Genomic DNA, 12,775 nt, shown 5'->3' on the forward strand with positions numbered 1-12,775 from the left:
TGCAAACAGTCGCCGGCAAACAGCGCGACGCCGGTGCTGCGTCGGAGACCGTGTGTGACTAGTGGCTTGTCAGCACGGGCACGACCGTACCGGCCAGCACGGTTTCGGTGACGCCGCCCAGCACCAGTTCACGAAAGCGCGAATGGCCGAAGTTGCCCATGACGATCAGGTCGTGTGCCCCTGTGGCGGCCAGCCCGAGCAGCGCCTCGCCGATGTTGCCGGTTGGTGCCGGCGCTGGCGTCAGAATCTCGACGTCGATGCCGTGACTGGCCAGGTAGGTGGCAAGCTGGGTGCCCGCCTGGACTTGCGTGCCACTATATTTTTGCGGGTGAAAGCATGCCGCCGTCACGCTGGCCGCGTGGCGCAGCAGCGGCAGGGCGGCGCGCACGGCCCGGCTCGCCTCCATGCTGCCGTCCCAGGCGATCAGGGGCCGGACGGGCACCCTGGTGACAGTGGTCGTGGACGGCACCACCATCACCGGGCACGGCGCATGGATGAGGATAGTGCGTGCCAGCGAGTAATCGTCGGCCAAGATCGCATCGGGGTGGGTGACCTGGCCGATCAGCAGCAGATCGCAATAGCGCGCCTCCAGCGGCAAGGCGCGGATGGCCGATTCATCGCTGAGTTTACTTTCCAGCGGCACGACGCCTGCGGCGCGCACCGCGTGCTCGAAGTCCGTCAACGTGCGTTTCGCGTTGTCGGTCAGGAAATTGTAGTCGTCCGGTCCGATGGGCGCGACGCCAGCGGCGGCGCTGCAACGGACGATGAATTCGATCGCGCCCGAGAGGGCAATGCCGGTCAGGCGCGTCCCTTCGGCCAGCGCGATCGCCGCTGCCAGCCGGTAGCGTGCTTGCGCCAGTTCCGGCTGGCAGGCGTGGACGAGAATCGATTGGTAGGACATGACTTTCCCCTGGGTTGGTGACGTGGCGAACATGGACGGGCGGGCGGCCGTCAGGGCGTGATCGCCACCTTCAGCACGCCGTCCCGCTGATTCGCAAACAGGTCGTACGCTTCTTCGATCTGTTCGAGCCGGAAGCGGTGCGTGATCATCGGTTGCAGGTCGAGCCGGCCGGAGGCAACGATGGCCATCAGACGGCGCATGCGCTCCTTGCCGCCGGGGCACAGCGTGGTAACCAGCGACTGGTCGGCCAGCCCGGCCGCAAAGGCGTCGATCGGCAGCGACAGCTTGCCGGAATACACGCCCAGGCTCGACAGGGTGCCGCCCGGCTTGAGGGCGCGCAGGCAATTCTCGAACGTCTGCTGGGTGCCGAGCGCCTCAATCGCAACATCGACGCCCTGGCCACCGGTCAGCCGCAGGATTTCCCCGACCGGGTCGGTTTCGCGGTAATCGATGGTGTGATCGGCCCCCAGTTGCCGGGCCATCTTCAGGCGCTCGGGGACGGCGTCGACAGCGATGATGCAACTGGCGCCGCGCAGCCGGGCGCCGGCGGTGGCGCACAGGCCGATGGGGCCCTGCGCAAAAATGGCGACCGTATCGCCGAGCCGGATGCCGCCGTGTTCGGCGCCGCCAAACCCGGTGCTCATGATATCGGGGCACATCAGTACCTGCTCATCGGTCAGGCCGTCGGGAATCGGCGCCAGGTTGGCCATCGCAAACGGCACCTTCAGGTACTCGGCCTGACAGCCGTCGATCGTGTTGCCGAAGCGCCAGCCGCCGATGGCGTGGCCGCCGCACTGCGAATGGCGTCCGTCCAGGCAGGTATGGCACTGGCCACACGGCGTAATGGCGCCCACGACCACGCGCTGGCCAATCTGGTACCCGGTCACGCCGGGGCCCAGCTCGTGGATCGTGCCAACCGGCTCGTGTCCGATCGTCAGGCCCGGCTTGACGGGATACTCGCCCTTCAGGATATGGACGTCGGTGCCGCAGATCGTCGTCAGCGTGATCTTGATGACGGCTTCGCCGGGCCCGGCGACCGGAATCGGCTTGCGGTCCAGGATGATGCGGCCGGGGCCGGTGAAGACTGCTGCGTTCATCATGCTCATGAAAACCTCCGGTGTCTTCGTGCTTGCCGTCGCGCTGCCGGCGACGACAGGCCGACTGTCGTGTCATTCACGAGGATGACGGGGAGGGGCCGCAAAATCCATGACGTGCATCAAAACCGCCAGTGTGCCCTGGCGGCACGGCCAGTCACACCATCGGGCTGCAGGGCGAGAAGCCGCTTGCCATCTCGGCAATCCGTTGCGGATCGGTCAGCACCACGGCGCGCTTGTCGACTGTGATCAGCCCCAGCTTGGTAAAGCGGCCCAGCAGGCGGCTGATGCTTTCGATGGTCAGGCCAAGATAGCTGCCGATGTCTTCACGCGACATGCGCAACTGAAATTGCGCGGGAGAATAGCCGCGCGCCGCATAGGCCGCTCCCATGTCGGCCAGGAATGTCGCCATCCGCTGCTCCGCCCGCATATGGCCGAGCAACAGCATCAGATGCTGTTCCCGGTTGATTTCGCCGCTCATCAACCGGTAGAAACGACGATGCAGGCCGGGAATGTCCTCGAACAGGCGTTCAAGCCCCGCGAACGGCAGTTCGCACACGATGCTGTCCTCGAGCGCGATGGCGTCGGACTGGTGAATGCCCGTGCCCACGGCCTCCAGCCCCATCAGTTCGCCGGCCATCGGGAAGCCGGTGATCTGGTCCCCCGCAGGACCGCGCCGGCGGGTCTTGAAGAAACCGCAGCGCAGCGCGTACAGGCTGCGCAGTGGCTGGCCGGTGCGGTACAGCGTGTCGCCGGCCGCGACGCGGCGATGCTGGCCAACCAGGCGGTCGAAGCGCATCTTGCTGCCCGAGTCCAGGCCGGTGGACAGGCACAGGCCACCGGTGTTGCAGTCACCGCACTGGCCCTTCATAACTGTTAGCAAACCGGGTGGGGCCGGACCGGGGGATATGCGTAACGGTGCATTCATGGTGGTAGTACCTCATGGTGGTATTGCTTTCCGCCTACCGTGGTGGCGGCGGAAACATGGATGGGGCTTGCGCTGCCGCGTGCTGCACGCTTGGCGGCATACATCGCGGCGTCGGCATGGGCAATCAGTTGCGCCGGCGTGGTGCCATCACGTGGATACACGGCGACGCCGATACTGGCTGACAGGCAGATTGCCTTGCCATCGATGACGATCGGCGCGCGGGCGGCAACGGCCACGCGGGCGAGCAGGGCGGCCAGCAGCGCGTCGTCGTGCATGCCGGGCAGTGCGGCGACGAACTCGTCGCCGCCAAAGCGCGCCAGTGTGTCGGACCCGCGCAGTGCAGCGCGCAGGTTCTGGGCGATGCTGGCCAGCAGGCGGTCGCCGGCCGGATGGCCCATGCTGTCATTGACCTGCTTGAAACCATCCAGGTCGATGAAGGCGAGCGCCACGCTGGACGAGGCTTCACGCGCGCATGCCAGCAGCTGCTCCAGCCGCTCACCGAGCAGGACGCGGTTGGGCAGGCCGGTCAGCGCGTCGTAGTTGGCGCGTTCTTCGAGACGGCGGCGCTGCAGGCTGGCGCTGGTGACATCGGCGAACATGGCGATGTAGTGGTGCGGCGTGCCGTCGGCGCCCGGGACCGCAACGATTGTCAGGCGCTCGGCAAACAGGGTGCCATCCTTGCGCCGGTTCCAGGCTTCGCCCTGCCAGTAGCCCTGACTGGTGATCGCTTGCCACATGCGGGCATAGAATGCCTGGTCTTGCACGCCCGACTTGAGGATGCGCGGATTCTTGCCGCACACGTCGTCTTCGGTATACCCGGTGATGGTGCAAAATGCGCGGTTGACGGCGAGGATCGTGCCATCCAGGGCCGTGATCATGATGGCGTCGCGGCTGTGATGGAACACGGATGCCGCCAATTCCCCGGCAGTGCTGGCGCAAGCTGGCTGGATGGCTGGCGTGGATGTCATGACGTTCCGGCTTGGTGTGCTGAATGTATTGACAATAGGCCCATCGCCGGGCCGCGTCGAGATCAAGGTGTTGAAGAGGTTACATATTTTATTGATTTTTGATTTGCATCAAAAAAATACCGACTGGTTGTTGACATAAATCTTCACGTGCAGCGAACTGGCCAGTATTCATGTCGCCGCATCAGCAGCGCCGGCAGCAGCGCGCCTGCGAAACCAATGACGGCCGCGCCGGCGACCAGTAACGGCGCCAGCGCCGCAAACTGGAATACCGCCGCCAGCCACGGCACGTACAGCGCAAGGGCCAGCAGGCCCAGGGCTGCCGCCACGACCAGCCAGAGAATCCGGTTGGGCTGGCGCAGTGAACCAAACAGGGTCGCGCCAGCCGCGCGGTTGACCAGGATCAGCGACAGGTTGGCAAATACCAGCGTGGTAAAGCCAAAAGCGCGTGCCTGCGCCGGCGCCAGTGCGCCCAGTGCCCAGCCATACGCCAGGGCCACCCCCAGCAGCGGACCGAGGCCCATCGCCAGCGTGCGGGCCAGGGCGGCAGGTGTGAACAGCGGCGCCTGCGCATCGCGGGGCGGGCGCAGCATCGCACCGGGCGCCGCCGGCTCGTTTTCGAACACCAGCGTGCAGGCGGGATCGATGATCAATTCCATGAACACGATGTGCATTGGAAACAGCAACGGCGGCCAGCCGGCGAGGATCGGCAGGATGGCCATGCCGGCGATCGGTGCGTGCATCGAAATGACATAGCGGATCGACTTGCGCAGGTTGTCGTGGATCCGGCGGCCGGCGCCGATGGCATCGACGATCGACGCGAAGCGGTCGTCCAGCAGCACCAGCGCCGCTGCCTCGCGCGCCACGTCGGTACCGCGCCCGCCCATGGCGATGCCCACGTGGGCGGCCTTGAGTGCCGGTGCGTCATTGACCCCGTCCCCCGTCATGCCGACCGTGGCGCCGTTCCGTGCGAACGCCTGGACCAGGCGCAGTTTCTGCGTCGGAGCAATGCGCGCGCAAATACTGAGAGCGCCGATGCGCGCATCCAGCGCAGCATCGCCCAGCGCATCGAGCGCCGCGCCGGTGAGGACCGGCGTGTCGGCCAGCCTAGCCTGCCGCGCGATGGCGCGCGCCGTGTCCGGATGGTCGCCCGTGATCATCACCACGCGGATGCCGGCCCCGGCGCAGCGGGCGACGCAAGCGGGGATCTCGGTCCGCAGCGGGTCGGCCAGGGCCAGCAGGCCGGTTGGCGTGAATGGGATATCGGCAGCGCGGGCGGGCCAGCTGGCGCCGGGCAGGGTGGCCTGCGCCACCGCCAGCATGCGCAGGCCATCCTGCGCCATGGACGACGCCGCAGCCAGCAGCCCGGCGCTGGCCCCGGTATCGGCATCGGCATCAGGATTGCACCACCCCAGCACGGTTTCGGGCGCGCCCTTGGCTGCAGCGATCAGGACCCCATCGGGGCGCCGCCACACCTGCACCAGTGCCCGTTGCTGCGCACTCACACCGTATTCGTGCACCAGCGACCAGTCCGGGTGCTGCTGCGCCGGCGGCAGGTTCGCCGCGCCAAGTCGCTGGACGGCCCGGTCGATCGGGTCGGGGCCCGTCGCAGTGCTGGCCAGCACGGCTGTTTCAAGCAGCGGCGCCAGCGCGGCCGGCAGGGATTCCTCCAGCACCGGATGGCGCGCGCCGTGCGCATACAGCGCCACCACGTCCATCCGGTTGGCCGTCAGCGTGCCGGTCTTGTCGACGCACAGGACCGAGATGGCGCCCAGCGTTTCGATCGCGGGCAGGCGCCGCACCAGCACCTGCTGCCGCGACAGGCGCCAGGCGCCAATCGCGGGGAACACGGTCATCACGATCGCGAGTTCTTCGGGCAGCATCGACATGGCCAGCGCGATGCCTGCCAGTACGGCCTGCAGCCAGTCGCCGCGCATGAGGCCATAAACCAGCACCAGAACGACGCTGAACGCCATGCCCAGCACGGCAAAGGTGCGCGCCAGCGCGGCGCTCTGGCGCTGCAGCGGGGACGGCGCGGGCCGCAGCGACTGCAGTGATGCGGCAATCCGGCCCAGCTGGCTGCGCCCGCCGGTGGCGGCCACGCGGGCGATCGCGTGGCCCTGCAGCACCAGGGACCCGGCATACAGCATGGCCGTTGCGTCCTTATCGACCGGCATGGATTCGCCCGTCAGCAGCGATTCGTCAGCCTGCAGTCCGGTGCTGCTGAGCACGTGGGCATCGGCCGGCACGCGGTCGCCTTCGTGGACGGCGACGAGATCGCCGGCCACGATCCCGGCGCTGTCGATGACGTGCCAGCACCCATCGCGCAGGACGTGTGCGCGCGGACTGGCCAGGTCGCGCAGTGCGGCCAGGGCGCGCTCGGTCTTGCCTTCCTGGTACAGGCCCAGGCCGAGGCTGACGGCGACCATCAGGCACAGCAGCAGCCCTTCGTCGAGCTGGCCCAGTGCCAGGTACAGCAGAGCCGCGCCCACGAGCAGCAGGAACATCGGCTCGCGGGCGCTGTCGGCGACGATGCGGCGCCAGGTGCGGCGCTCGGTCTCGGCCAGCGTGTTCGGCCCGTCCATGGCGATGCGGTGCGCGGCCTCGGCGGCGCTCAAGCCATCGACCGTCGGTTCGGCGGCCATCAGTGCGCCATCAGCACCGGCACCGTCATGCGGTCCAGCAGCGTTTCCGTGACGCCGCCCAGCACCAGTTCGCGCAGGCGCGGCCGGCCGTAGGCGCCCATCACGATCAGGTCGGCATCGAGGCAATCCGTGCAGGCCAGCAAGGCGGCGCCGTCGTCGATTGGCGACGGTTCGACGTGCACCTCGCAGCGCACGCCCTGGCGTGCCAGATACAGCGCGAGATCGGTGCCCGGCTCGCGGCCGGTCGCCTCGAACGGCTGGAACAGGATGATCGCTACCAGGCCGGCATCGCGCAGCAGCGGCATGGCGCCGGCGACGGCGCGCGTTGCCTGCAGGCTGCCATCCCATGCCAGCATGATGCGCCCGCCGATCGTCTCGTGCCGGCGTACATGGGGAAGCACCAGCACCGGGCGCGCGCTGCCCTGGACCACCTGCGCCGGCACCGGGCCGGCCAGGTGCGCTGCCGCTGGATCGTCGAGGTCGGTCTGGCTGACGACGACGAGGTCGGCGTAACGGCCTTGCAGCGCCAGTCCGCCCGCCGGGTCGTCGTCGGCATAGCGCCGCTCGTGACTGGCCACGCCCGCGGCAGCGGCGATGGCGTCGAAGCGTGCCAGTGCGGTGTCGTGATCGCCCCGGCGTTCGTGTTGCTGCGCCAGTAGCATGGTACTGCCGGCCTCGGCATAGCGCGAGATGCCGGAAAAGGCGCTGCCGACGAGGTGCGCGCCGCAGCGGGCAGCCAGTTGCGCCGCGTACCGTATGCGCGCCTCCGCATGCAGAGAGTGGTCGACGTGAACGACGATGGTCTTGTAGCACATGATGCACCTCCGGATGGCCGTGACAGCCAGCGTACGGCGCGTCGTGGCGGTCAGTCCAGCGCGACGTTTGCGCTTGGTGCAACCGGTTTCACCGAATTTGACCTGCATCAAACTTGCCGGGCGAGACACGGCGAAGAACGTTCGTCAGGCTTCGCGTCGCCGCGATTTTTGATGCATGTCATATCGGTGTTTGCGCCAGCACGACTAGGATCAATTCGATGCCCGACTACCCGTTGACGGCAGGCGCAGAGACCATCTTCCGGAGAATGACCATGTCCCATTCCATGACCCGTTTCGATCCCGTCGCACGCATGCTGCGTGCCGATCCGTTCCGCACCTTCGATGACTTCTTTGCCGACCTGGCGCCGCGCATGCGCATCGACGTCACCGAAAATGGCGACGGCTACCGCGTCAAGGCCGACCTGCCGGGGGTGAAGAAAGAAGACATCAAGGTCAATATCGACGGCAATCAGGTGTCGATCAGTGCCGACACGTCATCGCAGAGCGCGCACGAAGGCGCCACCACCATCTGCGCCGAACGTGCCTGGGGCCAGTTCTACCGCAGCTTCACACTGCCGCAAGCGGTCGATGATGCTGCGGCCCGGGCCGAATTCAAGGATGGCGTCCTGCAGCTGGAACTGCCCAAGAAGGCAGGCGGCAGCGGCACGCCGCTGGCGATCGCGTGACCCCGGACGCCCTGCACGTGCCGGCCTTGCCTGCGCAAGCGGCGCCTGAACACCAGCCCATGTTCCGGCGCATCCTGTTGCCGGTCGATGGCTCATTGTCGATGACGCCCCTGGCGCGCACCTGCCTGGCGTATGCCGCCGGCACTGGTGCGGCTGTGGTCGCCGTGCATGTCGTGACGGACGCCGATGCTGCTGGCGCCGGCCGCATCCACGCCAGCCGCATCTTGCAGAACGTGGCCGAGACGGCGCACACGCTGGGCGTGCCGTGCGAGTGCCAGGTCTTGACCGGCGCCGAACCGTGGCGTGAAATCGTGCGCGCCGCGCTTGACCATCACGCTGACCTGATCTGCATGAGCTCGCATGGCCGCCACGGCGCCAGCGAGCACATTCTGGCAAGCCAGACGGCGCGGGTCATCGAGCACGCGCATCTGCCTGTTCTACTGTTTCGCTGAGAGGAGGGTATGCTCATTTCGGATCTCCCATCCCAGTCTGCTACCGGAGCCGCGGCCCCTGGCGAGACGCCGGTGCGCGAGCTCGACCGTGCACTGTATGCGCAGCTGGCCTGGTGGACACAGGGCCTGTCCCCGGCCTCGCTGGCGGCGGCGGCCACGGACTGGCTGGTGCACCTGGCCGGCTCCCCTGACAAGCAGCGTGAACTGGTGATCAAGGCGCAGCGCAAACTGCTGCGTCTGGCTACAAGCGCCGCTGCGAGAGCCGATCAGAATGGCGCGCCCTGCATCGCCCCGCTGCCGCAGGACCGCCGCTTCGCCGCGCCCGAATGGCAGGCGTGGCCGTTCAACCTGATCCACCAGGCGTTCCTGTTCGAGCAGCAGTGGTGGTACAACGCCACCACCGGCGTGCCCAGGGTGACGCGGCATCACGAGCAGGTATGGACCTTTGCCGTGCGCCAGGCGCTGGACATGTTTTCGCCATCCAATTTCCTGCTGACGAATCCGGTCGTGCTCAAAGAAACCTGGCGTTCCGGTGGCATGAATCTGGTCATGGGTTGGCACAATGCGATCGAGGATGCGAGCGGTGCTGCAGCGACGGCGCCAACGGGGTTCGAGCCCGGCCGGGGCGTAGCCCTGACACCGGGCAAGGTGGTGTACCGCAACCGCCTTATCGAGTTGATCCAGTATGAGCCGGCGACCGCCACCGTGTGCGCCGAGCCGGTCCTGATGGTGCCGCCATGGATCATGAAATACTACATTCTCGACCTGTCCCCGGCCAATTCCCTGGTGCGCTACCTGGTCGGCCAGGGCCACACCGTCTTCATGATTTCCTGGAAAAACCCGGACGCGGCCGATCGCGATCTGGGGATGGACGATTATCTGAACCTGGGGGTGATGGCGGCCATTGACCAGGTCGCCGCGCGGCGCCCCGGGTACGCCATCCAGGCGCTCGGCTACTGCTTGGGCGGCACGCTGCTGGCGATTGCCGCAGCCGCGATGGCGCGCGACGGCGACGAGCGCCTGGCCAGCCTGACGCTGCTGGCGGCGCAGGTCGACTTCACCGAGCCGGGCGAACTGGGCCTGTTCATCGACGAAAGCCAGCTGAACTTCCTCGACAACGTCATGGCCGGCAAAGGCTATCTCGATGGCACGCAGATGGAAGGCGCGTTTGCGCTGCTCAATTCGAAGGACATGGTCTGGTCGCGCATGGTGCAGAATTACCTGCTGGGGAAGGGCCGGCGCGTCACAAGCGACCTGGCGGCCTGGAATGCCGATGCCACCCGGATGCCGTACCGCCAGCAAAGCGAATACCTGCGCAGCCTGTATCTCGACAACGATCTGGCGCAGGGTCGCTACCGCGTGGGCGACAGGCCGGTCGCGCTGTCCGACCTGCACTTGCCCATGTTCGTGCTCGGCACCCGGCGCGACACGGTCGCGCCGTGGCTGTCGGTCTACAAGCTGCACCTGCTGGCCGATGCTGAACTCACGTTCTGCCTGACGGGCGGCGGGCACAATGCCGGCGTCGTCAACCCGCCGCTGGCAAGCGGCGGGCACGGCTACCAGATCGCCACGCGCGCTCGCGATGGCCGCTATCTCGATCCCGACGCCTGGTGCGCCGCGGCGCCGCAGCAATCCGGCTCGTGGTGGCCGGCCTGGGAACACTGGCTGCGCAGTCATGCCACTGCGCAGATCGCCTCTAATTCTGTTGTGCCGGCCGATCCTGCCGGACCGGACACGGTGTTCGACGCTGCACCAGGCAGTTACGTGCTGGTGCGATAAACGCGCAGCCGGTGCATCCCATCGACGGAGCACGGTGACGGCAGTATTTGACGTGCATCATTCAAATTCGTCATCGCTCTCTCCACACTGGATCTTGCGCCCGGTACCTATCCTGGCGTCCATTCATCCATCAGGGAGTCCCCATGAATACCAAGCAAAAGCGCCGCATGAACACGATCTTCTATGCATTGCTGGCGCATGCCGTCGTCGTCCATGGCGCCGCAGCACAGACGCCGGTGGACACCACGTCGTCGTCCGCAAAACAGGAAGCGATCGCCAGCGAACACGTGCGCGACGCGGTTGCCGTGGTGCGCAAGCTTGACGCCGTCGAGCGCATGCAGGGCGTCTTGACAAGCGCCAAGGGCATCTTCATCGTGCCAAATTACCGGCGTGCGGCCGTGGGCGTGGGCGCGGCCGGCGGCACCGGCATCCTGCTGGTGCGGCGTGCCAGTGGCGGCTGGAGCGACCCCGTCTTTTACAACACGGGCGGGCTCAGTGTGGGCCTCCAGGCGGGCGTCGAGGGCGGTAACCTGGTGCTGGTGCTGAACAACGACAAGGCGGTCAATGCCTTCCTCAAGAAAAACAATTTCTCGGTCAATGCGAAAGCCGGCCTGACGGTGGTCAGGTGGAACAAGATGGTGCAGGGCACCGCTGGCGCTGGCGACGTCGTGGCCTGGAGCGATACCCAGGGCTTGTTCGGCGATGTCGCGACGGTGCAAGTCAATGACATCCGCTTCAACCAGAACGTGACGAACGCGTATTACGAGCGCACGCTGTCGGCGACCGATGTCATCAAGGGGACGACCAACAATCCACAGGCCGCGCCACTGGTCGATGCCCTCGTTGCGGCCGCGGAGCCTGCCAAGTGACGGTAGCGTCCCAGCGGCCCGTTCATTCCAGCTGCAGCGCCGCGATCAGGGCGGCGTCGCGCCCGTAAATGTCGGGTGCAAACAAGGCCCGGCCCTGGCGATCGACCAGAGCCGTTGCATAGAACAGCACGACGGGCACCGGCGCGGCCAGCTTGACGAAGCGGTTCTTGCCCGCGCCCATGGCGGCAGTTACCTGCGTACCGCTCCACTGCTGCGGATCGGCCAGCACGAATTGCGCGAGCTCGGCCGGTTGTTCGACGCGGATACAGCCATGGCTCAGGTCACGGTGCGTGCGCTGGAACAGTTCCCTGGCCGACGTCGAATGCAGGTAGATATTCATCGGGTTGGGCAGCGCGAACTTGACGTCGCCCAGCACATTGCGTGAGCCAGGGCGCTGCCTGACCCTGGCGCCGCCGGCCCGCAGGCGGCTTGCCGCATCGCCGGCGCCAACCTGCAGCACACGCCCGTCCGATCCCACCAGTTCCATGTCATTCTGCTGCAGATAGGCAGGATTGCGTGCCAGCTTCGGAAGGATTTCATTCTTCTGGATACTGGCAGGTACATTCCAGTATGGCGCGAATTCCAGGTAGCGCATTTCTCCGATGAACAGCGGCGTGGGCGTGTGGCCGCGCGCGCCCACGATCACGCGCATTTCCAGCGCGGGCGCCGCAAAGATGTCCCTGGCATCGAAGGCCCACAAGCGGTAGGTGGGCACGTTGACGACGACGACGCGCCCATGCGCCGGAGGCGGTGGCAGCCAGCGCAGGCGTTCCAGCGTCAGCGCCAGCTGGGCGACGCGATGCGCGGGCGGCACCGACAGGGCCGTGACCGTCCCAGTGCCCAGTACGCCGTCTTCATCCAGCCCGTGCCGCGCCTGGAAACGCCGCACGGCGCCCGCCAGTGCCGGGGTATAGATGCCGTCGCTGCCCATGGGCGCCTGCGCGTCCAGATCACCCAGCAACTGCAGCCGCGCCTGCAGCAGGGCCGCGCCCGCATAGGGCTCGCCGGCGTGGATGGCGGCCCGTGCGACTGGCGGCAGCGCGGGCCAGTCCGGTGTCGCACGAGACAGTTCGCGGTACTGTGCCAGCGCTGCCTTGACCCTGCCAAACAGCGGAATGGCGGGCGCGGCGGCGTCGATGGCCTGTGCCAGCCCTTGCGCGTCGCGCACGGTGGCCAGGCGCTGGCGCGGGTCGAAGCCGGTGTCGGGCGCAGCGGAAACCCGGCTGGCCCAGGCCGCGCGACCCCCGTGCAGATCGCACAGGTACTGCATCATCGCGCGGTCGAGGTCGCGCACGAATGCCGCCGATGTGCCCTCCGGGCCGGCCAGCCGCCGGGTCAGCTCGTCCACCTGATAGCGGCGGATGTCGAGGCCGTGCTCGGGCGCTGCGCGCAGCAGTTGCAGTGCGAGCGGCGCCAGTCCCTGCGCGCCGGACAGCCAGGATGCATCGGTTGCGGCGATCGGTGCACAAGGATTGACCACGGGCGCCGCGACCTCAACGCCCGCGACGGCATCACGGGCAAATGCGGCGGAACCCGTGGCAGCCTGAAGCAGCAACAGCAGAAGAAGATGCGCAGCGCCGCCATGTGCTTTGGCGGGCCAGGTCAGACGGGGAACTACCATGAGGTGTGGTGCATGCGCTG

11 protein-coding genes are annotated in these 12,775 nt (G+C 67.2%); 4 read left to right on the top strand and 7 right to left on the bottom strand.

All coding sequences use genetic code 11. The features are described 5' to 3' along the window. Positions 1–58 precede the first annotated feature (58 nt). The 6 genes from IFU00_07340 to IFU00_07365 form a co-directional block, all read right to left on the bottom strand. A complete protein-coding gene (locus tag IFU00_07340; protein ID MBD8542087.1) occupies positions 59–901 on the bottom strand; it encodes a universal stress protein in 843 nt (280 codons plus the stop codon). Positions 902–951: 50 nt separating this feature from the next. Beyond that, positions 952–2,007, bottom strand: a complete 1,056-nt coding sequence (locus IFU00_07345; GenBank protein MBD8542088.1) for an NAD(P)-dependent alcohol dehydrogenase — start codon at positions 2,005–2,007, stop codon at positions 952–954. Between the two features lie 145 nt (positions 2,008–2,152). Then, on the bottom strand, positions 2,153–2,923 hold the full coding sequence (locus tag IFU00_07350) for a helix-turn-helix domain-containing protein (GenBank protein MBD8542089.1): 771 nt from the start codon (positions 2,921–2,923) through the stop codon (positions 2,153–2,155). Further along, on the bottom strand, positions 2,920–3,891 hold the full coding sequence (locus IFU00_07355; protein ID MBD8542090.1) for a diguanylate cyclase: 972 nt from the start codon (positions 3,889–3,891) through the stop codon (positions 2,920–2,922). Before IFU00_07355 ends, IFU00_07350 begins: the two co-directional genes overlap by 4 nt. A 143-nt stretch (positions 3,892–4,034) precedes the next feature. Continuing rightward, entirely contained in the window at positions 4,035–6,533 is a 2,499-nt protein-coding gene (locus IFU00_07360) for a cation-translocating P-type ATPase (protein MBD8542091.1), read from the bottom strand. After that, the gene (locus tag IFU00_07365) at positions 6,533–7,348 is read right to left on the bottom strand and encodes a universal stress protein (GenBank protein MBD8542092.1); all 816 of its coding nucleotides are present in this window, start codon (positions 7,346–7,348) and stop codon (positions 6,533–6,535) included. The genes IFU00_07360 and IFU00_07365 overlap by 1 nt, the downstream gene beginning before the upstream one ends. A gap of 272 nt (positions 7,349–7,620) precedes the next feature. On the opposite strand from IFU00_07365, the gene IFU00_07370 reads away from it, so the two are divergent. From IFU00_07370 to IFU00_07385, 4 genes are all read left to right on the top strand, one after another. Then, positions 7,621–8,034: an Hsp20/alpha crystallin family protein gene (locus IFU00_07370; protein ID MBD8542093.1), complete on the top strand. Its 414-nt coding sequence runs from the start codon at positions 7,621–7,623 to the stop codon at positions 8,032–8,034. Further along, positions 8,031–8,486 carry a universal stress protein gene (locus IFU00_07375; protein MBD8542094.1) on the top strand — a complete coding sequence of 152 codons (456 nt, stop codon included), beginning with the start codon at positions 8,031–8,033 and terminating at the stop codon, positions 8,484–8,486. Before IFU00_07370 ends, IFU00_07375 begins: the two co-directional genes overlap by 4 nt. A gap of 9 nt (positions 8,487–8,495) precedes the next feature. After that, positions 8,496–10,265 carry a poly-beta-hydroxybutyrate polymerase N-terminal domain-containing protein gene (locus tag IFU00_07380; protein ID MBD8542095.1) on the top strand — a complete coding sequence of 590 codons (1,770 nt, stop codon included), beginning with the start codon at positions 8,496–8,498 and terminating at the stop codon, positions 10,263–10,265. Between the two features lie 143 nt (positions 10,266–10,408). Then, entirely contained in the window at positions 10,409–11,134 is a 726-nt protein-coding gene (locus tag IFU00_07385; protein ID MBD8542096.1) for a lipid-binding SYLF domain-containing protein, read from the top strand. Between the two features lie 22 nt (positions 11,135–11,156). Here IFU00_07385 and IFU00_07390 read toward each other — a convergent pair whose 3' ends face one another. After that, positions 11,157–12,755 (bottom strand): L,D-transpeptidase family protein, encoded by a 1,599-nt coding sequence (locus tag IFU00_07390; GenBank protein ID MBD8542097.1) that lies wholly within the window; start codon positions 12,753–12,755, stop codon positions 11,157–11,159. Between the last annotated feature and the right edge of the window lie 20 nt (positions 12,756–12,775).

It is taken from the genome of Oxalobacteraceae sp. CFBP 8761, from assembly GCA_014841595.1.
Taxonomy (GTDB): domain Bacteria; phylum Pseudomonadota; class Gammaproteobacteria; order Burkholderiales; family Burkholderiaceae_D; genus Telluria.

What these genes read in the sequence shown, in the direction of transcription:
- IFU00_07380 (MBD8542095.1), top strand. Translation starts at nt 8,496, where the DNA reads ATGCTCATTTCGGATCTCCCATCCCAGTCTGCTACCGGAGCCGCGGCC.
- IFU00_07340 (MBD8542087.1), bottom strand. Translation starts at nt 901, where the DNA reads ATGTCCTACCAATCGATTCTCGTCCACGCCTGCCAGCCGGAACTGGCG.
- IFU00_07390 (MBD8542097.1), bottom strand. Translation starts at nt 12,755, where the DNA reads ATGGTAGTTCCCCGTCTGACCTGGCCCGCCAAAGCACATGGCGGCGCT.
- IFU00_07370 (MBD8542093.1), top strand. Translation starts at nt 7,621, where the DNA reads ATGTCCCATTCCATGACCCGTTTCGATCCCGTCGCACGCATGCTGCGT.
- IFU00_07360 (MBD8542091.1), bottom strand. Translation starts at nt 6,533, where the DNA reads ATGGCCGCCGAACCGACGGTCGATGGCTTGAGCGCCGCCGAGGCCGCG.
- IFU00_07350 (MBD8542089.1), bottom strand. Translation starts at nt 2,923, where the DNA reads ATGAATGCACCGTTACGCATATCCCCCGGTCCGGCCCCACCCGGTTTG.
- IFU00_07385 (MBD8542096.1), top strand. Translation starts at nt 10,409, where the DNA reads ATGAATACCAAGCAAAAGCGCCGCATGAACACGATCTTCTATGCATTG.
- IFU00_07365 (MBD8542092.1), bottom strand. Translation starts at nt 7,348, where the DNA reads ATGTGCTACAAGACCATCGTCGTTCACGTCGACCACTCTCTGCATGCG.
- IFU00_07345 (MBD8542088.1), bottom strand. Translation starts at nt 2,007, where the DNA reads ATGAGCATGATGAACGCAGCAGTCTTCACCGGCCCCGGCCGCATCATC.
- IFU00_07355 (MBD8542090.1), bottom strand. Translation starts at nt 3,891, where the DNA reads ATGACATCCACGCCAGCCATCCAGCCAGCTTGCGCCAGCACTGCCGGG.